Source organism: Nocardioides sp. NPDC058538, assembly GCF_042719275.1.
Taxonomy (GTDB): Bacteria; Actinomycetota; Actinomycetes; order Propionibacteriales; family Nocardioidaceae; genus Nocardioides.
This window is the reverse complement of sequence record NZ_JBHXNY010000006.1, coordinates 70,932-90,422: the sequence shown is the minus strand read 5'-3', so window position 1 is coordinate 90,422 and position 19,491 is coordinate 70,932. Positions and strand designations below refer to the sequence as shown.

Genomic DNA, 19,491 nt, shown 5'->3' with positions numbered 1-19,491 from the left:
CCGGCGAGGATCAGAAGTCGATCGCGCTGTACGCCTGGAGCTTGGCGAGCTGGTGCTCCGAGGTGACCTTGCGGATCGTGCCCGAGCGGCTGCGCATCACCAGGGAGTCGGTGACGATGGCGCCGTGGGGGAGGTACTGCACGCCCCGCATCAGGTCGCCGTCGGTGATGCCGGTGGCGACGAAGAAGCAGTCGTCGCCGGTGACCAGGTCGTCGGTGTGGAGTACGAAGTCGGGGTCGAGGTTGTGGCCGGCGTCGAGGGCGCGCTGGCGCTCCTCGTCGTCCTTGGGCCACAACCGCCCCTGGATGGTGCCGCCGAGCGCCTTCATCGCGCACGCGGCGACGATGCCCTCGGGAGTGCCGCCGATGCCCATCAGCAGGTCGGCGCCGGAGCCGGCGCGGGCGGCCGAGATCGCGCCGGCGACGTCGCCGTCGACGATGAACTTGATCCGGGCACCGGTCTCGCGGATCTCCTCGACCAGCTTGTCGTGGCGCGCCCGGTCGAGCACGATCACGGTGATGTCGGAGGCCTTGGTGTCCTTCGCCTTGGCCACCGCGGCGATGTTCTCGGCGACGGGCAGGCGGATGTCGACGACGTCGGCGGCCTCGGGGCCGGTGACCAGCTTCTCCATGTAGAAGACGGCGCTGGGGTCGTACATGCTGCCGCGCGGAGCGACCGCCATCACCGCGACCGCGTTGCTCATGCCCTTCGCGCACAGGGTGGTGCCGTCGATCGGGTCGACCGCGACGTCGCAGTCGGGGCCGGTACCGTCGCCGACGTCCTCGCCGTTGTAGAGCATCGGGGCGTTGTCCTTCTCGCCCTCACCGATCACGACGGTGCCGTTCATGGCGACGGTGGAGATCATCGTGCGCATCGCGTTGACCGCGACGCCGTCGGCGCCGTTCTTGTCGCCGCGACCCACCCAGCGGCCGGCGGCCATCGCCGCGGCCTCCGTCACGCGCACGAGCTCCAGAGCCAGGTTGCGGTCAGGAGCGGTGGGGGCGACGCCGAGCGGCTGGGTGTCGTTCATAGGGGTCAATCTATCCGCCGGGCGCGGTGGAGCGGCCCCGGTGTCACTTGATCGATCCAGAGACAAGCCTCACAGCGAAGCCCGACTGCGGGTCGTTCAGAACCTGTTCGGTCGGGCCGTCCTCGACGATGTGACCGTGCTCGATCACCACCACCCGGTCGGCGAGCGCGCGGGCGTCAGCAGCGTCGTGGGTGACGATGATCGCGGTCCTGTCCTCGAGGGCGGTACGCAGCGTCTGCCGCAGCGCGGGACGTACGTCGACGTCGAGCGAGGCCATCGGCTCGTCGAGCAGGAGCAGCTCGGGGTCGGCCGCGAGGGCCCTGGCCACCGCCACGCGCTGGGCCTGACCGCCGGAGATCTGCGTGGGTCTGCGCCCGGCGAGCATCTCGGCGCCGACCTCGGTGAGGTGGCGGGCGGCGAGCTCGTTGGCCTGGCGGCGGTGTACGCCACGGGCCCGGGGCGCGAAGGCGACGTTGGCCAGCACCGACAGGTGCGGGAAGAGCAGCGGGTCCTGCGCGAGGAGCGCGATCCCGCGGGCGTGCGGGGGAGTGCGGTCGAGGATGCGGTCACCGAGGCGTACCTCTCCTTCGTCGGGACGCAGGAGCCCGGCGATCACGCCGAGGATGCTCGACTTGCCGGCGCCGTTGGGACCGGTGAGCGCGACCGTCTCGCCGGCGGCCACGTCGAGGGTGACGTCGATGCCGCGCTGAGGGATCACCGCACGCAGATGAAGTTTGCTCATAGGGCTCTCCCATGGCGGGCGAAGCCGATCACGGCGACCGCGACGACGACCAGCACCAGCGAGAGCGCGACCGCCGCGTCCGGGTCGTCGACGCGGAGCAGGTAGACCTGCAGCGGCATCGTGCTGGTGACCCCGGGGAGGTTGCCGGCGAAGGTGATGGTGGCGCCGAACTCGCCCAGGCAGCGGGCGAAGGCCAGGACCGACCCGGAGAGCAGGCCGGGGCCGACCAGGGGGAGTGTGACGCGCCGGAAGACGGTGGTCGGGCGGGCGCCGAGGGTGGCCGCGACCGCCTCGTAGCGGGTGCCGCTGGTGCGCAGCGCGCCTTCGAGGCTGATCACCAGGAACGGCAGCGCGACGAACGTCTGCGCCATCACCACGGCGAGGGTGGTGAACGGGATCTGGATGCCGATCAGGTCCAGCGACTGTCCCAGCAGCCCGCGGCGGCCGAAGGTGTAGAGCAGCGCCAGCCCGCTGACGACCGGGGGCAGCACGAGCGGAAGGAGCACCAGCGAGCGCAGCAGCCCCTGGCCCCGGAAGCTGGTGCGGGCGAGGACGGTGGAGAGAGGTACGCCGAGGAGGATGCACAGCGCGGTGCTCGCCACCGAGGTGCGCAGGCTGAGCCAGAGCGCCTCCAGCGCGGATGGCGAGGTGATCAGCGCCGGGAAGCTCGCCAGGTCGACGCGGAGGATGATCGCGGCGAGCGGAAGGATGATGAACGCCGCCGCGAGGGCCGCCGGGAACCACAGCCAGCGTGGCATACCGACGGACGGACCGACCCCCCTCTGCCGGTCCGTCCGCCTGGCGGCCCCGAGAAGATCAGGGCTGGCTGAAGCCGGCATCGGTCAGTACCTTCTGCCCGGTCTCGCTCAGCACCAGATCGACGAACTCCTGCGCGAGGTCGGCGTCGTCGGAGCCGTCGATGGTGCTGATCGGGTAGGTGTTCACGACCTGGTCGGCCTCGTCGAACTCGACGCCCGCCACAGTGTCGCCGGCGGCGGTCACGTCGGTGACGTACACGACCCCGGCATCGGCGTCACCGGAGGTGACCTTGGCGAGTACGTCGCTGACCGACTGCTCCTCGCTGACCGGCTCGATGTCGACGCCGGTCTCCTCCTCCATCTGAGCGGTCGCGTTGCCGCAGGGGACCTCGGCCGCGCAGACGACGACCTTGGTTCCGGCCTCGGCGAGATCCTGGAAGCCGGTGATCTCGGCCGGGTTGCCCGGTGGCGTGGCGATCTCCAGCGTGTTGGCGGCGAAGTCCTGCGGGTCGGCGGCCAGGTCGCCGAGCTTGTCCATGTTCTTGGTGTCGGCCGAGGCGAAGACGTCCGCCGGGGCGCCGTCCTCGATCTGGGCCACCAGGTCGGAGGAGCCGCCGAAGCTGGTGGTCACCTTCACGCCGGGGTGGTCCTTCTCGAACTGCTCGGCCAGCTCGGTGAACGTGTCGGTCAGCGAGGCCGCCGCGAAGACGGTCAGCTCCCGGTCCTCCGACCCCTCGCTCGAGCTCGCGCAGCCGGCGAGCGCGAGGACGGCCGCCACCGCGACGGTGGCACCGATTCCAGGGTCCTTGATCATGGGCGCTCCACGACGACGTTGGTTGACTTGATGGACGCGACCGCGCTGACGCCGGGCTCGAGGCCCAGCTCGATGGCGGCCTCGGCGCTCATCAGGGAGACGATCCGGTAGGGCCCGCAGACCATCTCCACCTGGGCCATCACGGTGTCCAGGGTGGTCTTGGTGACGATCCCGAGCATCCGGTTGCGGGCGCTGACCGCCTTCGCCCGGTCCGGGTCGGGGGCATCGGCCAGCTCCGAGGCCAGCCCGGCCAGAACGATGCCGTCGATGACCGCCCGGCCGTTCTCCGTGCTCGCCTCGATCCGTCCCGCGTCTATCCAGCGGCGCACGGTGTCGTCGCTGACGCCGAGGAGGCCGGCGGCTTCGGCGATACGGTAGGTGGTCACGGGAGGAGTATCGCATCTGCGGCGAAATCACGCGCGAACTGTCCTCACCTGCGGAACGATTCGACTCGGTGGCCGAGCTCGTCGGGACCACGATTCGAGGGAACATCGACCAAGTGGGACCATGGAGGGCGTGAGCGACACCGATCAGCAGCAGCCCGCCCAGCCGTCGAATCAGCCGGCGGGCGAGCAGCCGGAGACCCCGGCGCGCAGCTACCCACGCACGTTCGGTGCCCTGATCGGGTCGATGATCTTCTTGCTCGTCCTCGTCGTCCCGATCGTGCTGATCGTGCAGTGGCGCGGCAACCTCGAGCGCGAGGTCAGCGGAGCCAACGAGACCTACAAGGCCGACTGGGCCGAGGCCGTACGCAGCGCCCAGGTCGCCGACCTCGACGTCGTCTACCCGCGCGAGCTGCCCTCAGGCTGGTACGCCAACACCGACCCGTCCTACCAGGGCGGCGAGGAGCCGTCGTGGACCATGTCGTTCGTCAAGGGCGAGACCTCCTACGTCGGCCTGGAGCTCTCCTCCCGCTCGGCGCAGGTGCTGGCTCAGAAGAACGTCGACACCCAGGCCAAGGAGGGCGACGAGGTCAGCATCGACACCGACGTCGCCGACACCTGGACCGAATGGTCCGACTCCGGCGGCGACACCGGCTACTCCGCCGAGGTCGACGGCCAGACCTTGATGCTCTGGGGCCCCAAGGACGGCGACGTACGCGACTACCTCGCCCTGGTCACCACCGAGCCCCTGAAGAAGTAGCGAGGCGTCACCCGCGTCGGCCGAGAGGTCACGTACGTCGGTCGAGGCGTCGCCTGCGTCGGGCGAGAGGTCACGTACGTCGGTCGAGAGGTCGCCTGCGTCGGGCGAGAGGTCACGTACGTCGGTCGAGAGGTCGCCTGCGTCGGTCGAGAGGTCGCCTGCGTCGGTCGAGAGGTCGCCTGCGTCGGTCGAGAGGTCGCCTGCGTCGGTCGAGAGGTCGCCTGCGTCGGGCGAGAGGTCGCCTGCGTCGGGCGAGAGGTCGCCTGCGTCGGTCGAGAGGTCGCCTGCGTCGGGCGAGAGGTCGCCTGCGTCGGGCGAGAGGTCACGTACGTCGGTCGAGGCGTCGCCTGCGTCGGCCGAAGGGTCGCCTACGTCGGCCGAAGGGTCGCCTGCGTTGGCCGAGATGGCATCGCCGTGACGTCTCGGCCAGCGGGAGTGACGCCTCGCCCAGCGGGAGTGACGCCTCGGCCAGCGGGAGTGACGCCTCGGCCGACGGGGGCGACGGCTCGGGCGACCTGGGTGACGTCTCGGCGATCAGTCGTCGGCGATCGCGGCGTCGATCTTCTTCCGGGCGCCGTCGAGCCACTCCTGGCACAGGGTGGCCAGCTTCTCGCCACGCTCCCACAGGGCCAGGGACTCCTCGAGGGTGATGCCGCCGGCCTCGAGCTTGCGGACGACCTCGACCAGCTCCTCGCGGGCCTGCTCGTAGGACAGGTTCTTGTCGTCGGCGTCAGTCATCGGCTGGGTCTTTCTCGATCGAGGTGATGGTCGTTGTCAGGCGGCCGTCGGCGAGGCGGATGCTGACCGCCTCGCCCTCGGCGGCGTCGGCGACGCTGGTGAGTACGTGTCCGTCGGCATCCTGGGCGACGGCGTACCCCCGTCTCAGCGTCTCGAGGGGTGAGAGCGCGCGAGCGCGGGCGCGATGGTGGCCGATGTCGTCGGCGGCCCGGTCGATGGCGTGCCCGACGGTGCGGCGGGCACGGTCGCGCAGCGAGGTGACCTCGTCGCGGCGGGCGTCGATCAGGGAGCGCGGGTCGGCCAGCACCGGCCGCGAGCGCAACGCGTCCAGGAGCGTCTGCTCGCGGTGGATCAGCGCGGCGATCCCGCCGCGGAGCCGGTCGCGTCCGGTCGCGACGATCCGCTGCTCCTCGACCACGTCGGGTACGACGAGCTTGGCGGCGTCGGTCGGCGTCGAGGCGCGTACGTCGGCGGCCAGGTCCAGCAGCGGTGAGTCGGGCTCGTGGCCGATGGCGGAGACGACCGGGGTGCGCGCGGCGTGCACCGCACGGATCAGGTGCTCGTCGGAGAACGGCAGCAGGTCCTCGACCGAGCCGCCGCCGCGGGCGATGACGATCACGTCGACCTCGGGGTCGCGGTCGAGCCGCTGCAGCTTCTCGACGACGTCGGCAGCGCTGCGCGCGCCCTGCATCGCGGCGTACGCCACCTCGAACCGCACCTGCGGCCACCGCCGCTTCGCGTTCTCGAGCACGTCCCGCTCGGCTGCGGAGTTCGCGGCGGTGAGCAGCCCGACCTTGGTCGGCAGGAAGGGGAGCGGGCGCTTCAGCTCGGCAGCGAAGAGCCCCTCGGCGGCCAGCAGCTGCCGGCGCTGCTCGAGCCGGGCGAGCAGCTCACCGAGCCCGACCGGACGGATGTCGCGGGCCTGCAGCGACAAGGTGCCGCGGTTGGCGTAGTAGGACGGCTTCGCGTGGATGATCACCGAGGCGCCCTCGACCAGCGGCGGATTCAGGCTGTCGAGCAGGAACCGCGTGCACGTCACCGGCACGGAGATGTCGGCCACCGAGTCACGCAGGGTCAGGAAGACGGTCTGCATCCCCGGCCGCCGGCTCATCTGGGCCACCTGCCCCTCCACCCAGACCGCGCCGAGCTTGTCGATCCAGCCGCCGATCGCGTTCGCGATCTGCCGCACCGGAGCGGGCGACTCGGGGGAGGTGTCCAACGCCATGCCGCCAACCCTAGAGCGGGCCACCGACATCCGAGCCTTGCCGGCGCTTGCGTCGGGAAACGCGAGGCGATGTCCTGAGCTTGTCGAAGGGAGGTCGAGCGAGCGCGCGGGTGAGCTTGCGAACCTGCGACTGCGGGTCGAGACCCAGCCAAATCGGATCGTCACGCCACGGTCTCTAGACTGGGAGCATGAGCATCGACCTCGGCACCCCACGCCTGATCTCCGACGACGAGAAGGCTGTCCTCCTCGCGGAGCCGCGCGGCTATTGCGCCGGGGTGGACCGGGCCGTGATCACCGTCGAGGAGGCGTTGGACCTCTATGGCGCGCCCGTCTACGTGCGCAAGGAGATCGTGCACAACAAGCACGTCGTCGACGATCTGCGCAACCGCGGCGCGATCTTCGTCAACGAGCTCGACGAGGTGCCCTCGGGTGCGACCGTCGTCTTCTCCGCCCACGGTGTCTCCCCGGCGGTCCACGCCGACGCCGCCGTGCGTGAGCTGAAGACGATCGACGCGACCTGCCCGCTGGTCACCAAGGTCCACCTGGAGGCCAAGCGGTTCGCGCGCGAGGGCTACAGCATCCTGCTGATCGGCCACGCCGGTCACGAGGAGGTCGAGGGCACCATGGGCGAGGCGCCGGAGGCGACCACGCTCGTCGAGGGTCCCGGTGACGTACCCGGCCTCGAGGTCGCCGACCCCTCCAAGGTCGTCTGGCTCTCCCAGACCACCCTCTCGGTCGACGAGACCATGGAGACGGTCGCCGCGCTCCGGGCGAAGTTCCCCGAGCTGCTCGACCCGCCCAGCGACGACATCTGCTACGCCACCCAGAACCGCCAGCAGGCCGTCAAGGAGATCGGCGGGTCCAGCGACCTGGTCATCGTCGTCGGCTCCGGCAACTCCTCCAACTCGGTTCGCCTGGTCGAGGTCGCCCTCGAGGCCGGCGCCAAGGCCGCCTACCGCGTCGACGACGCCAGTGAGATCGACGAGTCCTGGCTCGACGGCGTACGCAGCGTCTCGGTAACCTCCGGAGCCAGCGTGCCCGAGAAGCTGGTCGAGGGTGTCGTCGAGTTCCTCAAGGAGCGTGGCTTCCCCGATGCCCTGGCACACAAGAGCGCCGAGGAGTCGTTGATCTTCGCGCTGCCCACCGAACTCCGCAAGGACCTGAAAGCCGCTGCCGCGAGGGGTTGATCCCCGACCCGGGATGGGCGTTAGGGTCGAGGGGTGGCCCGATTTCTCGACGTACACCCTGACAACCCGCAGTCCCGTCTGATCAGCCAGGTCGTCGATGCCCTGCGTGACGACCAGCTGATCGCGTATCCGACCGACTCCGGCTACGCGCTCGGCTCACGGATCGGCAACAAGGACGGTCGCGACCGGATCCTCAAGATCCGTGGTCTCGACGACCGCCACCACTTCACGTTGATCTGCAAGGACTTCGCGCAGCTCGGCACGATGGTCCACGTCGACAACAGCGCCTTCCGGGCGATCAAGCACGCGACGCCGGGGCCCTACACGTTCATCCTGCCGGCGACCCCCGACGTGCCGCGACGGCTGATGCACCCGAAGAAGAAGACCGTCGGCGTACGCATCCCCGAGCACGCCGTCGTGCAGGCGCTGCTCGAGGAGCTCGGTGAGCCGCTGCTGTCCTCGACGCTGATCCTGCCCGGTGAGACCGAGCCGGAGGTCTTCGGGTGGAACGTCAAGGAGGCGCTCGACCACCAGGTCGACATCGTCATCGAGGCCGGTGAGACCCCTGCCGAGCCGACCACGGTCATCGACTGGTCCGACGGCGAGCCCGAGGTCATCCGCGAAGGTGCCGGCGACGTCTCCGGGTTCCTGGCTCTGGACTGACTGTCTCTAGGAGGCGAGCGCGCGTTCGCGCTCGACCTCGTCGCGGGTCTCGATGCGCTGTCTCAGGACGCGGCGGCGCATCACCAGGCAGCCCAGGCACAGGGCGTAGCCGATGAACAGGCTGATCGCGTGGTGTCCGAGGCCGCTGACCACGGCTTGGACGAAGCCGTCCCCGGCGTCGGCGATCGACCCGGGCTGGGTCGCGGCCAGCAGGATGAAGATGCCGAGCATGATCAGCGGCGGGAGCACGCCGACCACGAAGAAGTCGCTGGGTCTGACGATCAGCGCGAGCGTCAGCGCGATCGCCACGAAGGTGAAGTCGAAGAGCAGGCCGATCTGGTCGTCGATGAGCAGATCGACGAAGGTGACCGTCAGTGAGGTGGCGGATCCGAGCGCGACGACATGGCGGCCGGACTCGCGTCCTTCCTCCCAGATGGTGCGCTGACTCATGCCGCCGCCTCCGTTGCGCAAGCGCCATGGTACGGACGCGACGGCCTGAGGCTCATGGTCGCTCGCTGGCGCTCGCTCATGGGGTCACGATCTCTCGAATGCAGCCTGTGTATCAGAACCCACGGTAGGGCCCGGCACACCGTCATTCTCGGCGGCGCGCCGATCATCCTCCCTTACGCTGCTCAGTCGCTCCACAGCGCGTATCTCCACAGGACGCGGCGTCTCGAGTACATCATCAGTTACCGATAACTCATTGAAACGACGCGCGGCCACCAGGACCCGATTGTCGAGGGATCCGATCGCCTGGTTGTAGCGGGTCACCGCGGTGTTCAGCGAGCGCCCGATCCCGTCCAGGTGGGTGGACATCGTGGACAGGCGCTGGTGCAGCTCCCGGCCGAGCCGGTGGATCTCCCGGGCCTGCTCGGCGAGCGCCTCGTGGGACCAGCCGTGCGCCACCGTGCGGAGCAGCGCGATCAGCGTCGTCGGTGAGGCCAGCACGACCCGGCGCTCCGCGGCGTACTCGATCAGGCCGGGCTCGGTCTCCAGCGCCGCCGAGAGGAACGACTCAGCCGGCACGAAGAGGACGACGAACTCGGGCGACTCCTCCAGGAAGCGCCAGTAGGACTTCGAGGCCAACTGGTCCACATGCGTACGCAGCTGGGCGGTGTGTCTGCGCAGGTGAGCGCGGTAGTCGTCCTCGTTGTCCGCGGACGCGGCGTCGAGATAGGCGTCCAGGGGGACCTTGGAGTCGACGACCAGCTCCTTGTTGCCGGACAGGTGCACCACCAGGTCGGGGCGCAGGCGCCCGTCCTCGAGCTGGACCTGCTCGGAGAAGTCGCACTTGTCGACCAGGCCGGCGAGCTCCACCGCGCGACGCAGGTGCATCTCGCCCCAGCGGCCCCTGACCTGGGGTTTGCGCAGCGCCGTCGACAGCGACCGGGTCTCGGTCTGAAGTCGCCCGACCTCCGTCTCGAACTGCCCCTGCCAGCGGGCCCGCTCCCGGTCGAGATGCTGCATCTGGTCGCTGAGCCGGTCGAGCCCCTGCATCACCTCGGCCTGATCGACCATCCCCGCCGCGACCGTCCCCACGCTCCGCGCCCGCGCCCACAGCACCCCGAGCACGACGCCCAGGGCAAGACCGATCGCCAGTCCGAGCACGAGGATCCAGATCTCCATGACATCGATACTCGCAGGGAGCACCGACAATTTGTTCGGATGGGCACGGCCGGTCGTTCGTGGTTCTATGGAGACATGGCCTACAACGTCGAACTGGCCGAACGAGTGCGGGACCTGATGCCCACCGGCGCCACCGAGGTGAAGATGTTCGGTGGGCTGGCGTTCATGGTGAACGGCAACATGGCGTGCGCGGTCGGCGCCGACGACCTGCTCGTTCGCACCGGGAGGTCGGCCTACGAAGCCGCCCTCGCGGCAGGCGCCGAGCCGATGATCATGGGCGCCCGGACGATGTCCGGCTACGTCAACGTCGCCGCCGACCTGCTCAACGGCGATGCCCTCGCCGGCTGGGTCGAGCGCGGCGTCGCCGTCGCCGAGTCACTGCCACCGAAGTAGCGCGACCACGGGAAGGTGATCGCTCCCGGTCCGGTCCAACGGTCGTACGTCCTCGACCTCGGCGCCACGGGCGAAGACGTGGTCGATGCGGATGGCCGGGAGGGCTGCCGGGAAGGTGAACCCGAAGCGGTCCTGCGGTTCACTGACCTGGGAGATGACCGGACGTAGCGCGCGGTCGCCCGCGTCTGCGTTGAAGTCGCCGGAGACGATCACGGCCTCGGCGTCGTCGGTCCGCAAGGCCTCGGCGAGAAGCTTGATGCTCCCGTTGCGCGCCGTGACATCGAGGCCGCGGACGCCCAGCCGGATCGAGGGCAGGTGCACGGCGTAGACCGCGACGACCGGGGCGCCGGCGGCCGGCCTCGTCTCGACCCGCAGCCCGCGTCTCCACGACGCGTCCACGCCCGCCGGGCGCAGATCGAGAGGTGTCGCGTCCTCGAGAGGTCGTGCCGACCACACCCCGACGGTGCCGTACGTCTCGTGGTGCGGGAGGACATCTCCGAACGCCCGGCTGTAGTCGTCGACCCGCTCGGGAACCACCTCGTTCAGCGTCACGATGTCGGGCGAGGCAGCGAGGATCTGGCGGACGGTCCCGCTGATATCCGTGTTGGTGTCGCTCACGTTGTGCTGGACGACGACCAGATCGTGGTTCGAGACGGGAACGTCGGAGAGCTTGGGATGAAACGTCCAGCCCCAGGCCACGGCGGGCACGATGAACGCGATGACCGCGGCGGCCGACCGTCGCGCCAGCCCGACGAGCAGGACCAGCACCGCCACGGCGCCGAGCCACGGCAGGAACGTCTCCACGAGGCTGCCGATGCCGAACGCCGATGGGAGATGGGCGCGGAAGAGGATCGCGCCGGCGATGACGAGAAGGAGGACCGCGCAGACCGTGCCGCGGGACCAGACCGTTCCCGGGCGCTCCCGTTTCACGGCATCGTCGTCAGTCGGCGAGATCGACGATCACCGGGGCGTGGTCGGAGGGGGAGCCGGTGCCGATGGCGGGGTTGCGCTCGTCCAGGTCGACGAAGGCACCCGTGACACGTGAGGCGAAGGTCGGTGAGCCGAGGACGAAGTCGATGCGCAGACCGCGGTTGCGCTCGAAGCGCTGCCGGTAGTAGTCGAAGTAGGTGTAGGCCTCCGGGCCGGGCACGAAGGGGCGTACGACGTCCTTGAAGTCCTTCTCGATGGCGAAGAACGCGTCGCGCTCGGCGGGGGTGAGGTGGGTCTTGCCGACGAACTGCTTGGGGTCGAAGCAGTCCTCGTCGAAGGGGCAGACGTTCCAGTCGCCGACCATGGCCGAGGGTCCGTCGTGCCAGGCCTGCGAGGCCTTCTGCAGGGCCGCGAGCCACTCCAGCTTGTAGGCGTAGTGGGGATCGTCCGGCTTGCGGCCGTTGGGGACGTAGACCGAGGTCACCCGCACGCCCCCGCACGTCGCCGAGAGGGCCCGAGCCTCCGCGACGTCCTTGAACAAGGGCATCCCCTCGAACCCGACCTGGATGTCGGACAACCCGACCCGGGAGATCAGCGCGACGCCGTTCCACTGGTCGTAGCCCACCGAGGCGACCTCGTAGCCGCGGGCCTCCAGCCCCATCGTCGGGATCTGGTCGGGCTTGGCCTTGGTCTCCTGCACGGCGAGCACGTCGATCGAGTGCCGCTCGACGAAGGCCTCGACGCGGTCGATGCGGGAGCGGATGGAGTTGATGTTCCAGGTGGCGATACGCACGCCCGTCAGACTATCGACTGGCCGTCGTGGACTACCGTTTGAGGCGTGGGCAGCGCGACGATCGAGATGCACGGAGTCCGTCGTCTCTACGAGCAGGCAGATCTCGCCGAGCTGATCGCCCTCGACGACATCGACCTGACCATCGAGCCCGGCACGTTCGTGAGCATCATCGGGCCCTCGGGCTGCGGCAAGTCGACCCTGTTGCGGCTGATCAGCGGGCAGGAGTCGGCCGACGCCGGGAAGATCACCGTGTGCGGCCTCACCCCGAAGGAGGCGGCCGAGGCGAAGGCCTTCGGGTTCGTCCCGCAGTCGCCGGCGCTGCTGCCCTGGCTGAGCGTGCTCGGCAACGTGACCCTGCCGCACAAGGTCAATCGGCGCGGGGCGAACCGCCAGCGCCCAAGAGACAAGTACGACCGCGGCCGGCCCGATCTCGAGGCGATGCTGCGCGAGGTCGGCCTGGGGGAGTCGCTCCACAAGCTCCCCGCCGAGCTGTCGGGCGGCATGAAGCAGCGGACCGCGATCGTACGCGCCTTCGGGCTGCGCCCCGACGTACTCCTTCTCGACGAGCCCTTCGGTGCGCTCGACGAGTTCACCCGCGAGGCGCTCCAGGAGCAGCTGCTGGAGCTGTGGGAGCAGACCCGCGCGACGGTCGTCTTCGTCACCCACTCGATCTCCGAGGCGGTCAGGCTGTCCGACAAGGTCGTCGTGATGGCCCCGCGACCTGGCCGGATCACCGACGTCATCGACATCGATCTGCCCCGCCCCCGCCACCAGGAGCTCCTCACCTCGCCGGAGTTCCACGCCTACGAGCTCGCCCTCCGGGGCAGCCTGAGGGACGCTTTCAGCCACGGAGAGGTCGTCTCGTGACCCTGGACTCAGGTACGCAGCCGGCCCCTCGGCAGCGGCCACATCTGGTCGTCCCCACCTCCGAGCAGCTCGCCGCGCGTCGCTTGCGCCGCCGCACCCGGCTGCTCCGCCCGCGCTACTGGCTCCCGTTCGTCCTCCTCGTCGTGGTGCTCGGGCTCGCCTGGGAGCTGGGCGCGCGGCGGATGCCCTACCTGTTCGCGCCGCTCGGCGACATCGCGAGCGTGCTGACCGAGGACCCCGGCTATTTCCTGAGCAACACCCTGGTCACGCTCAGTGAGGCGCTGGTGGGGCTCGGGATCGGCTTCGTCGCCGCCTTCGCCCTCGCCGTAGTCGTGAGCGAGATCGCGGTGGTGCGGCGGGCGGTGATGCCGGTGGCCGTCGTGCTCTCGGTGACGCCGCTGGTGGCGATCGCGCCGCTGCTCGTGGTCGCGCTCGGGTTCGGGATGGGGCCGAAGGTGGTCCTGACCGCCCTGGTCTGCTTCTTCCCGATCCTGATCAACGTGGCGACCGGGCTTCGGGCGGTGCCCTCGCCGGTGCTGCAGGTCTACCGCACCGTGGCCGCGAGCCGGCTGGAGATGCTGCGCCACCTGCGGGTGCCCGCCTCGCTGCCCTACGTCTTCGCGTCGCTCCGGATCGTCTTCCCGCTGTCGATGATCGGCGCCGTCGTGGCCGAGCTCTCCGCCGCGGGGTCGGCCGACGGCCTCGGCAGCGTGATACAGGTGGCCAGCTCGCAGAACAGACTGGCTACGGTGTGGGCAGCGATCTTCGTCCTCGCGGCGCTCGGGTCGTTGCTGTTCTGGCTCGTGACGCTCGCCGAGCGTCGAGTGCTCCACTGGCACGAGTCCTGACCTGAGTTGAAGGAGCCCTTCATGTCTCGCGTACGTCCGTTCGCCGCTGCCCTCACGTCGGCGGTCGTCCTGCTCGGTGCGCTGACCGCCTGCGGGTCCTCGCAGGACTCCGCGGGTGAGCAGGGGAGCGCGGTCTCGGCCGAGCGCTGCGAGCAGAACGAGAAGGCCGGCAAGATCACCTACATGTCGGGCTACTACTGGCAGGCGTCGGCCTCGATCATGGAGGCCATCGCCGCAGATCAGCTGGGCTATTTCAAAGATCTCTGCCTCGACGTCGAGCTCCAGCCGGGCTCGGGCGACGTCTCTCAGAACGCCAAGCTGATCGCCGCCGGGAAGGTGCAGGTCGGGCCGCTCTCCGAGCAGGACATCATGACCTCCAACGCGAGCGGGCTGAAGGTGCTCGGCGTCTCATCCTACTCCAACGCCGGCCTCGACGTGCTGATGACCGGCCCCGAGATCACCGACCTCAAGCAGCTCGAGGGCAAGACCCTCGGCCACAAGGGCTGGGTCCCGGTCGGCGTGCAGGCGATGCTCGCCGAGGCCGGCGTCGACATAGCGAAGGTGAAGCAGGTCAAGGTCGGCTACGACCCCGGCGTGCTGCCGCGCGGTCAGGTCGATGCGCTGGTCGGGTTCGTCTCCAACGAGCCCAACCAGCTCGAGGAGGCCGGCGAGGAGGTCACGGTCTGGGAACCGACCGACTTCGAGGTGCCCGGTTCCCTCGGCGCCTACTCCGTCAACCCCGCCTGGGCACGGATGCACCCCACCGCCGTCGAGGACTTCCTCCGGGCCGTCTTCAAGGCCTACAGCTACTGCGCCGCCGACGAGCACGTCGAGGAGTGCATCGGCTACCAGCACGACCGGGCCGGTGCCGAGTCCGACGAGAAGCACGAGACCGCCATCTGGCGCACCGAGGTCGCGGTCGCGGCCGACAACCCGCTGCCGGGCCGGTTCGGCTCGGTCGACCCGGACAACGTCGCGGCGCTGGCCGGGGTCGTGACGGCGTACGCAGGTCAGAAGGTCACGCCCGAGCAGGCCGCCTCCTGGTTCGACACGTCCTTCGCGGAGGCGGTCGTCGACGACAACGACAAGGTGATCTGGCCCGCTCCGTGACGCTCCTGATGGCAAACGAGGGAATTCCACTCGAAAGTTTTGCCTGTTCAACGGCAATTTCACCGAAGTTTCTATAGCCCATCCCTAGTCCCAACGCTTGAATCTCCTGTGGCTGCCGGCGTCAATCGCCGGCGGCCGTTCACAAATCCAGGAGGAAGAGCTATGCGAGTTCGTATTCCCATGATGATCGCCGCGGCTGCGGGTGCCGCGGCGCTGACTGCGTCGATGGTTCCCGCATTCGCCCAAGAGGCACCGAGCTACAAGGAGTTCGAGGCGTCCACGTACGTCGACTTCGACGGTCAGTACGTCGTCAACGGCGACGAGGTCGTCTCCAACCAGGGTGACCTGCACAAGTTCTACGAGTCGATGGTCTCGGCGCCGAAGCACGTCCCCGAGGACGGCCTCATCGTCAACACCGTCAGCGGCAAGGACGACAAGTGGTCGGCCTCTCAGGCGCTCAACCTGACCTACTGCGTCTCGAACAAGTTCGGTACCGACAAGGCCGCCATCGTCACCGCGATGGCGCAGGGCGAGGGTATGTGGGAGGCGGCCAGCTCGGCGGTCGAGTTCATCTACGTCCCCGCCCAGGACGCGTCCTGCAACACCCGCAACTCCAACGTGCTCTTCTCGGTCGAGCCGGTGAGCACCTCGCAGTACATCGCGCGGGCGTTCTTCCCGTCGACCTCGAAGCGCTCCCGCAACGTCCTCATCGACGACTCGATCTTCTCGTCGGGCAACTGGGAGGCGGGTGACATCCTCGGCCACGAGCTCGGTCACACCCTCGGGTTCCGCCACGAGCACACCCGGCCCGAGTCGGCGACCTGCTTCGAGGACAACAACTGGCGTGCGCTGACCCCGTACGACTCGTCCTCGATCATGCACTACCCGCAGTGCAACGGTGGCTCGGAGGACCTGGAGTTCCAGGCCTCCGACGCGGCCGGGATCCGGGCGCTGTACGGCTCCTGATCCACCGGCAGCAAGAGAGCGGCCCTCCCGGTCTCCCGGGAGGGCCGCTCTCATGGGGTTTCTAGTAGGACAGCCCGTGGCCGAGCGGGAAGAGATCCGGGATCTCCACCGGGAGCTTGCCGCTCGGGTTCACCTCGCCGTAGAGCACCCGCACTAGCGACTCGAGCTGGTGGGAGGTGTAGCCGTAGGTGTCGAGAACCGTTGCGGCCTCGGGGAACGACGTGACGTCGTAGGGGTTGCGCATAGCGGTCACGATCACCGGGACCTCGGTGGCGAGCAGCGCCTTGACCAGCTTGGTCTGGGCCACGGCCGCCGGGGTCGGCTGGGCGGTCGCCGGGTTGATCTGCCAGGCGTTGTTGGTCGGCACCACCACCAGATCCTTGCCCGCGGCCGCCGCGACCGCGGCATCGATCTGCGCGTCGGTCGGAGTGGTGCCTGACTGCAGCACCTGGGTCGTCGCGCCGCGCTTCTGGAGCCCGGCCGCGATGCCCGCCGTCGTGTCCACGCCCCAGCCCGCGACCAGGACGTCCTTCGCCCCGGACGCCAGCGGCAGCAGGCCGTCGTCGTTCTTCACCAACGTGGTGGTGCGGTCGGAGATCGCCTGGGCGTCGGCCTTGTGCGCCGGGTTGCTGAAGACCGCCGGAGCGGCAGCCGGGTCGACGTAGGGACTCTTGAAGATCTCGTTGTCGAGCTTGTGCTTCAGGATCCGGTAGACCGACTCGTCGAGCCGCTTGCGCGAGATGGTGCCGTTCTTGACGGCGTCGAGGACCGCGGCGTACGCCGTATCCATCTGCGGCGGGATGAGCAGCTGGTCGGCGCCGGCGAGGAACGCCTCGACCGGAGCGACGTCGGGCGGGTACGTCGCGCTCGCGCCCTGCATGTCGAGGGCGTCTGTCACGATCAGGCCGTCGAAGCCCATCTCCTCACGGAGCAGACCGGTCAGGATCGGCTCGGACATGGTGGCCGGCTCGCCGCTCGGGTCGATCGCGGGCACGGTCACGTGGGCCGTCATGATCGCGTCGATCCCGGCTTCGATGGCGGCCTCGAAAGGCGGCAGGTCGATCGCCTCGAGCTCCTCGCGGCTATGGGTCACCTCGGGCAGGCCGTAGTGGCTGTCGGTGCCGGTGTCGCCGTGGCCCGGGAAGTGCTTGGCGATCGAGGAGAGGTCGCCGTCGTCGAAGCCGTCGACCTCGGCGGAGACGATGTCGGAGACCGCGGCGGAGTCGGCTCCGGGCGAGCGGATCCCGATCACCGGGTTGTTGGGATTGAGGTTGACGTCGGCGACGGGCGCGTAGTCCTGGGTGACCCCGACGGCGGCCAGCTCGGTGCCGATCACCTCGGCCGATCGGGCTGCGTCCTCGGTCGAGCCGCCGGCGCCCAGCGCCATCTGGCCGGGCATCTGGGTGGCGCCGCTGGCCGGACCGAAGCGGGCCACGAGCGCGCCGCCCTCCTGGTCGACAGCGATGTTGAGCGGGATCTTGGGCCGCTGCTGGAGCGCGGCGCGCTGGAGACCGTTGGAGAGCGTCGCCACCTGGGCCGCGTCACCGATGTTGTCGGGGCCGCGGGTGGTGAAGTAGATGACCCCGCCGGGCTGGTACTTGGCGATCGCCTGAGCCGGGGTGTCCACCCCGTAGAGCCGCTGGTTGCCGGCCTTCGCCGTGTCGCTGACGTTGTTGGCGTCGCGGCCGTAGACCTCGATCACGAAGAGCTGGCCGACCTTCTGCTGCAGCGACATGTGGCGCATCAGCGAGACGATCTGGCCGTGCTGCGTCGGTGTCTTGCCCGAGGTGGACTGCGCGGTGGTCGTCGCGGGCGGATCCGGCTCTGCGGCGTGGGTTGCTGCGTACGGCGTCGCAACCGCCACCGCGGCCGCGATTCCCGCAGCCGCCAACCTTCCGCGTCTGGTCAGTGTCGTTCTGCTCATGACAACCTCCCCATCTGTACCGCTGGTACGCGGCACGGCGATTCACTCTAGGGGCTACCAACCGGTCACGGAAGAAAATTCCCGAGTCCGCACATCTGGCCCGGCGAATCCGGCCTTGTGGAGGACGAAACTCGACGTTCGTCGTGCACAACTGCAGATTCGCCTGCCGTTGCCGCTGATTCGGCGAACGTGTTTTGCCGGATCGGTGGACAGAACGGCCTCGCAGGGCCAAGGTGAACCTTCGTGCGCATCGTTGTCGGAGCCGCAGCGGCGGCCACTCTCGCTCTCACCACCCTCACGTTCGCGCCGGCGGCGCAGGCTGTGCAGTCAATGCAGTCAGGGGGTGCGTACGACTGGACGTCTGTGAACGTGGATACGACGCAGGGCTTCCGGGCGCTGGACGCCGTCGACGCGAAGACCGCGTGGGTCGGTGGGGACGGCGGGGGAGTGTTCCGTACGACCGATGGCGGCCGGACCTGGGACGAGGTCTCGCCGCCGGGATCCGACGGGCTCCTCTTCCGCGACGTCGAAGCACGCTCTGCGAGGGAGGCCGTGGTGCTCTCCATCGGCGAGGGCGAGGCGAGCCGGATCTACAAGACCGTCGACGGCGGAGCGACCTGGACCGAGACGTTCCGGTCCGCGGAGCCGACCGCCTTCTACAACTGCGTCGACTTCTGGCCCGGCGGCAAGCGCGGGGTCGCGATGAGCGACCCGGTCGACGGCGAGTGGCGCATCATCACGACCTCCGACGGTGGCGACACCTGGACGATCGCCGACACGCGCGGCCTGGAGGCGCCGGGCGAGTTCGGCTACTCGGCCAGCGGGACCTGCCTGGTCACCGCGGGGGCGCGCGACGCCTGGATCGGCGGTGGCGGCGCCGCCGCGAAGATCTACGCCACCCACGACGGTGGTCGTTCCTGGTCCGCCGCCGACTCCACGATCGCGACCGGCGAGGCCGCGGGCGTCTTCGGGCTCGGCTTCCGCAACCCGCGCCAGGGGATCGCCGTCGGTGGCGACTTCGGTCTCGAGGACGACGGCGTCGACCGCGCCGCCTACTCCACCGATGGTGGCCGCACCTGGACCAACTCCGACTCCGACCTGGGCGGATACCGCGAAGCGGTCTCCTGGATCGGCGGCCGCACCGCGATCGCCGTCGGCCCCAACGGCAGCGATGTCAGCCACGACAACGGCCGTTCCTGGAAGCCGTTCGGCGCCACCCAGACCCGCTTCCACACCGTCGACTGCGCCCAGGGCACCTGCTGGGCCGCCGGTGCGGGCGGACGGGTCGGAGTGCTCCGCCGCTGACGGTCAGATCTTGAGGCCGATCTTCATGGGGCCGCTCGGGGCCATCTCGTGCTCGCCGCGCTCGATGCAGAACTCGTTGCCCTCGGGGTCGCGGAGCGCGACGAAGCCGGTCCCGTCCTCCTTGCGGTGGTCACCGAAGACAGTGGCGCCGAGTGAGAGCGCGCGCTCGACGAGCTCGTCGCGGGTGGTGTCCTCGGGCTTGATGTCGATGTGGACCCGGTTCTTCGCGGACTTCGCCTCGGGCACCGGGATGAAGAGGAACATCAGCTCCTTCGACGGGAAGCTGCGGGCGACGATCACCTCGGGGTCCTCGTCGTAGAAGAGGTGCCAGCCGGTGACGGCCGACCAGAACTCCCCGAGCTTGCGGGGGTCGGCGCAGTCGAAGGTGAGGTGGCGGATCTGGATAGTCATGGCCGGATCATCCACCGA

The 19,491-nt window shown here is 69.4% G+C and carries 22 protein-coding genes; 9 read left to right on the top strand and 13 right to left on the bottom strand.

Annotated features, from left to right (window positions below; all coding sequences use genetic code 11):
• Window positions 1-10: 10 nt before the first annotated feature.
• The 5 genes from glpX to ACFWQC_RS07640 are packed head-to-tail and all read right to left on the bottom strand — an operon-like array spanning window position 11 to window position 3,730.
• Window positions 11-1,030, bottom strand: coding sequence for a class II fructose-bisphosphatase (gene glpX / locus ACFWQC_RS07660; RefSeq protein WP_378675367.1), 1,020 nt, complete (start codon window positions 1,028-1,030; stop codon window positions 11-13).
• Window positions 1,031-1,073: 43 nt separating this feature from the next.
• Window positions 1,074-1,772 carry an ATP-binding cassette domain-containing protein gene (locus tag ACFWQC_RS07655; protein WP_378675364.1) on the bottom strand — a complete coding sequence of 233 codons (699 nt, stop codon included), beginning with the start codon at window positions 1,770-1,772 and terminating at the stop codon, window positions 1,074-1,076.
• Window positions 1,769-2,530 (bottom strand): ABC transporter permease, encoded by a 762-nt coding sequence (locus ACFWQC_RS07650; protein ID WP_378675361.1) that lies wholly within the window; start codon window positions 2,528-2,530, stop codon window positions 1,769-1,771. The genes ACFWQC_RS07655 and ACFWQC_RS07650 overlap by 4 nt, the downstream gene beginning before the upstream one ends.
• A 58-nt stretch (window positions 2,531-2,588) precedes the next feature.
• The gene (gene modA, locus ACFWQC_RS07645; RefSeq protein WP_378675358.1) at window positions 2,589-3,344 is read right to left on the bottom strand and encodes a molybdate ABC transporter substrate-binding protein; all 756 of its coding nucleotides are present in this window, start codon (window positions 3,342-3,344) and stop codon (window positions 2,589-2,591) included.
• A complete protein-coding gene (locus ACFWQC_RS07640; RefSeq protein ID WP_378675356.1) occupies window positions 3,341-3,730 on the bottom strand; it encodes a molybdopterin-binding protein in 390 nt (129 codons plus the stop codon). Before ACFWQC_RS07640 ends, modA begins: the two co-directional genes overlap by 4 nt.
• A gap of 130 nt (window positions 3,731-3,860) precedes the next feature.
• On the opposite strand from ACFWQC_RS07640, the gene ACFWQC_RS07635 reads away from it, so the two are divergent.
• Window positions 3,861-4,487 (top strand): DUF4245 family protein, encoded by a 627-nt coding sequence (locus tag ACFWQC_RS07635; RefSeq protein ID WP_378675353.1) that lies wholly within the window; start codon window positions 3,861-3,863, stop codon window positions 4,485-4,487.
• Between the two features lie 534 nt (window positions 4,488-5,021).
• Here the strand turns inward: ACFWQC_RS07635 and ACFWQC_RS07630 are convergent.
• Window positions 5,022-5,225, bottom strand: coding sequence for an exodeoxyribonuclease VII small subunit (locus tag ACFWQC_RS07630; protein ID WP_378675350.1), 204 nt, complete (start codon window positions 5,223-5,225; stop codon window positions 5,022-5,024).
• On the bottom strand, window positions 5,218-6,450 hold the full coding sequence (gene xseA / locus ACFWQC_RS07625; RefSeq protein ID WP_378675347.1) for an exodeoxyribonuclease VII large subunit: 1,233 nt from the start codon (window positions 6,448-6,450) through the stop codon (window positions 5,218-5,220). Before xseA ends, ACFWQC_RS07630 begins: the two co-directional genes overlap by 8 nt.
• Window positions 6,451-6,638: 188 nt before the next feature.
• On the opposite strand from xseA, the gene ACFWQC_RS07620 reads away from it, so the two are divergent.
• Together ACFWQC_RS07620 and ACFWQC_RS07615 are read left to right on the top strand one after the other, a co-directional pair.
• Entirely contained in the window at window positions 6,639-7,637 is a 999-nt protein-coding gene (locus ACFWQC_RS07620; RefSeq protein ID WP_378675344.1) for a 4-hydroxy-3-methylbut-2-enyl diphosphate reductase, read from the top strand.
• A gap of 33 nt (window positions 7,638-7,670) precedes the next feature.
• Window positions 7,671-8,300 carry an L-threonylcarbamoyladenylate synthase gene (locus ACFWQC_RS07615; RefSeq protein WP_378675342.1) on the top strand — a complete coding sequence of 210 codons (630 nt, stop codon included), beginning with the start codon at window positions 7,671-7,673 and terminating at the stop codon, window positions 8,298-8,300.
• Window positions 8,301-8,306: 6 nt separating this feature from the next.
• Here the strand turns inward: ACFWQC_RS07615 and ACFWQC_RS07610 are convergent, their stop codons facing one another.
• Complete coding sequence (locus tag ACFWQC_RS07610; protein WP_378675339.1) at window positions 8,307-8,750, bottom strand: DUF6542 domain-containing protein; 444 nt, start codon at window positions 8,748-8,750, stop codon at window positions 8,307-8,309.
• An 84-nt stretch (window positions 8,751-8,834) separates the two neighbouring features.
• A complete protein-coding gene (locus ACFWQC_RS07605) occupies window positions 8,835-9,926 on the bottom strand; it encodes a DNA recombination protein RmuC (RefSeq protein WP_378675336.1) in 1,092 nt (363 codons plus the stop codon).
• A gap of 75 nt (window positions 9,927-10,001) precedes the next feature.
• Here ACFWQC_RS07605 and ACFWQC_RS07600 point away from each other — a divergent pair, with 75 nt between their 5' ends.
• Complete coding sequence (locus tag ACFWQC_RS07600; protein WP_378675334.1) at window positions 10,002-10,319, top strand: TfoX/Sxy family protein; 318 nt, start codon at window positions 10,002-10,004, stop codon at window positions 10,317-10,319.
• Here ACFWQC_RS07600 and ACFWQC_RS07595 read toward each other — a convergent pair.
• A complete protein-coding gene (locus tag ACFWQC_RS07595; protein ID WP_378675331.1) occupies window positions 10,302-11,249 on the bottom strand; it encodes an endonuclease/exonuclease/phosphatase family protein in 948 nt (315 codons plus the stop codon). The two genes, ACFWQC_RS07600 and ACFWQC_RS07595, sit on opposite strands and share 18 nt — an antisense overlap.
• Before the next feature lie 10 nt (window positions 11,250-11,259).
• Entirely contained in the window at window positions 11,260-12,042 is a 783-nt protein-coding gene (locus tag ACFWQC_RS07590) for an exodeoxyribonuclease III (RefSeq protein WP_378675328.1), read from the bottom strand.
• 45 nt (window positions 12,043-12,087) lie between these two features.
• On the opposite strand from ACFWQC_RS07590, the gene ACFWQC_RS07585 reads away from it, so the two are divergent.
• The 4 genes from ACFWQC_RS07585 to ACFWQC_RS07570 all read left to right on the top strand — a co-directional run bounded on the left by ACFWQC_RS07585 (window position 12,088) and on the right by ACFWQC_RS07570 (window position 15,833).
• On the top strand, window positions 12,088-12,909 hold the full coding sequence (locus tag ACFWQC_RS07585) for an ABC transporter ATP-binding protein (protein WP_378675325.1): 822 nt from the start codon (window positions 12,088-12,090) through the stop codon (window positions 12,907-12,909).
• A complete protein-coding gene (locus tag ACFWQC_RS07580; RefSeq protein ID WP_378675322.1) occupies window positions 12,906-13,757 on the top strand; it encodes an ABC transporter permease in 852 nt (283 codons plus the stop codon). Before ACFWQC_RS07585 ends, ACFWQC_RS07580 begins: the two co-directional genes overlap by 4 nt.
• 21 nt (window positions 13,758-13,778) lie before the next feature.
• Entirely contained in the window at window positions 13,779-14,867 is a 1,089-nt protein-coding gene (locus ACFWQC_RS07575; RefSeq protein ID WP_378675319.1) for an ABC transporter substrate-binding protein, read from the top strand.
• 162 nt (window positions 14,868-15,029) lie between these two features.
• Window positions 15,030-15,833: a M57 family metalloprotease gene (locus ACFWQC_RS07570; protein ID WP_355018500.1), complete on the top strand. Its 804-nt coding sequence runs from the start codon at window positions 15,030-15,032 to the stop codon at window positions 15,831-15,833.
• A 61-nt stretch (window positions 15,834-15,894) separates the two neighbouring features.
• Here the strand turns inward: ACFWQC_RS07570 and ACFWQC_RS07565 are convergent, their stop codons facing one another.
• On the bottom strand, window positions 15,895-17,757 hold the full coding sequence (locus ACFWQC_RS07565; protein ID WP_378675316.1) for a glycoside hydrolase family 3 protein: 1,863 nt from the start codon (window positions 17,755-17,757) through the stop codon (window positions 15,895-15,897).
• Between the two features lie 243 nt (window positions 17,758-18,000).
• Between ACFWQC_RS07565 and ACFWQC_RS07560 the strand changes: the two genes are divergently transcribed.
• Window positions 18,001-19,062, top strand: a complete 1,062-nt coding sequence (locus ACFWQC_RS07560; RefSeq protein ID WP_378675313.1) for a WD40/YVTN/BNR-like repeat-containing protein — start codon at window positions 18,001-18,003, stop codon at window positions 19,060-19,062.
• 3 nt (window positions 19,063-19,065) lie between these two features.
• On the opposite strand, the gene ACFWQC_RS07555 is transcribed toward ACFWQC_RS07560, so the two are convergent.
• Window positions 19,066-19,473, bottom strand: a complete 408-nt coding sequence (locus ACFWQC_RS07555) for a VOC family protein (protein WP_378675310.1) — start codon at window positions 19,471-19,473, stop codon at window positions 19,066-19,068.
• Window positions 19,474-19,491 lie beyond the last annotated feature (18 nt).

What these genes read in the sequence shown, in the direction of transcription:
- glpX (WP_378675367.1), bottom strand. Translation starts at nt 1,030, where the DNA reads ATGAACGACACCCAGCCGCTCGGCGTCGCCCCCACCGCTCCTGACCGC.
- ACFWQC_RS07655 (WP_378675364.1), bottom strand. Translation starts at nt 1,772, where the DNA reads ATGAGCAAACTTCATCTGCGTGCGGTGATCCCTCAGCGCGGCATCGAC.
- ACFWQC_RS07650 (WP_378675361.1), bottom strand. Translation starts at nt 2,530, where the DNA reads ATGCCACGCTGGCTGTGGTTCCCGGCGGCCCTCGCGGCGGCGTTCATC.
- modA (WP_378675358.1), bottom strand. Translation starts at nt 3,344, where the DNA reads ATGATCAAGGACCCTGGAATCGGTGCCACCGTCGCGGTGGCGGCCGTC.
- ACFWQC_RS07630 (WP_378675350.1), bottom strand. Translation starts at nt 5,225, where the DNA reads ATGACTGACGCCGACGACAAGAACCTGTCCTACGAGCAGGCCCGCGAG.
- xseA (WP_378675347.1), bottom strand. Translation starts at nt 6,450, where the DNA reads ATGGCGTTGGACACCTCCCCCGAGTCGCCCGCTCCGGTGCGGCAGATC.
- ACFWQC_RS07620 (WP_378675344.1), top strand. Translation starts at nt 6,639, where the DNA reads ATGAGCATCGACCTCGGCACCCCACGCCTGATCTCCGACGACGAGAAG.
- ACFWQC_RS07610 (WP_378675339.1), bottom strand. Translation starts at nt 8,750, where the DNA reads ATGAGTCAGCGCACCATCTGGGAGGAAGGACGCGAGTCCGGCCGCCAT.
- ACFWQC_RS07605 (WP_378675336.1), bottom strand. Translation starts at nt 9,926, where the DNA reads ATGGAGATCTGGATCCTCGTGCTCGGACTGGCGATCGGTCTTGCCCTG.
- ACFWQC_RS07600 (WP_378675334.1), top strand. Translation starts at nt 10,002, where the DNA reads ATGGCCTACAACGTCGAACTGGCCGAACGAGTGCGGGACCTGATGCCC.
- ACFWQC_RS07575 (WP_378675319.1), top strand. Translation starts at nt 13,779, where the DNA reads ATGTCTCGCGTACGTCCGTTCGCCGCTGCCCTCACGTCGGCGGTCGTC.
- ACFWQC_RS07570 (WP_355018500.1), top strand. Translation starts at nt 15,030, where the DNA reads ATGCGAGTTCGTATTCCCATGATGATCGCCGCGGCTGCGGGTGCCGCG.
- ACFWQC_RS07565 (WP_378675316.1), bottom strand. Translation starts at nt 17,757, where the DNA reads ATGAGCAGAACGACACTGACCAGACGCGGAAGGTTGGCGGCTGCGGGA.
- ACFWQC_RS07555 (WP_378675310.1), bottom strand. Translation starts at nt 19,473, where the DNA reads ATGACTATCCAGATCCGCCACCTCACCTTCGACTGCGCCGACCCCCGC.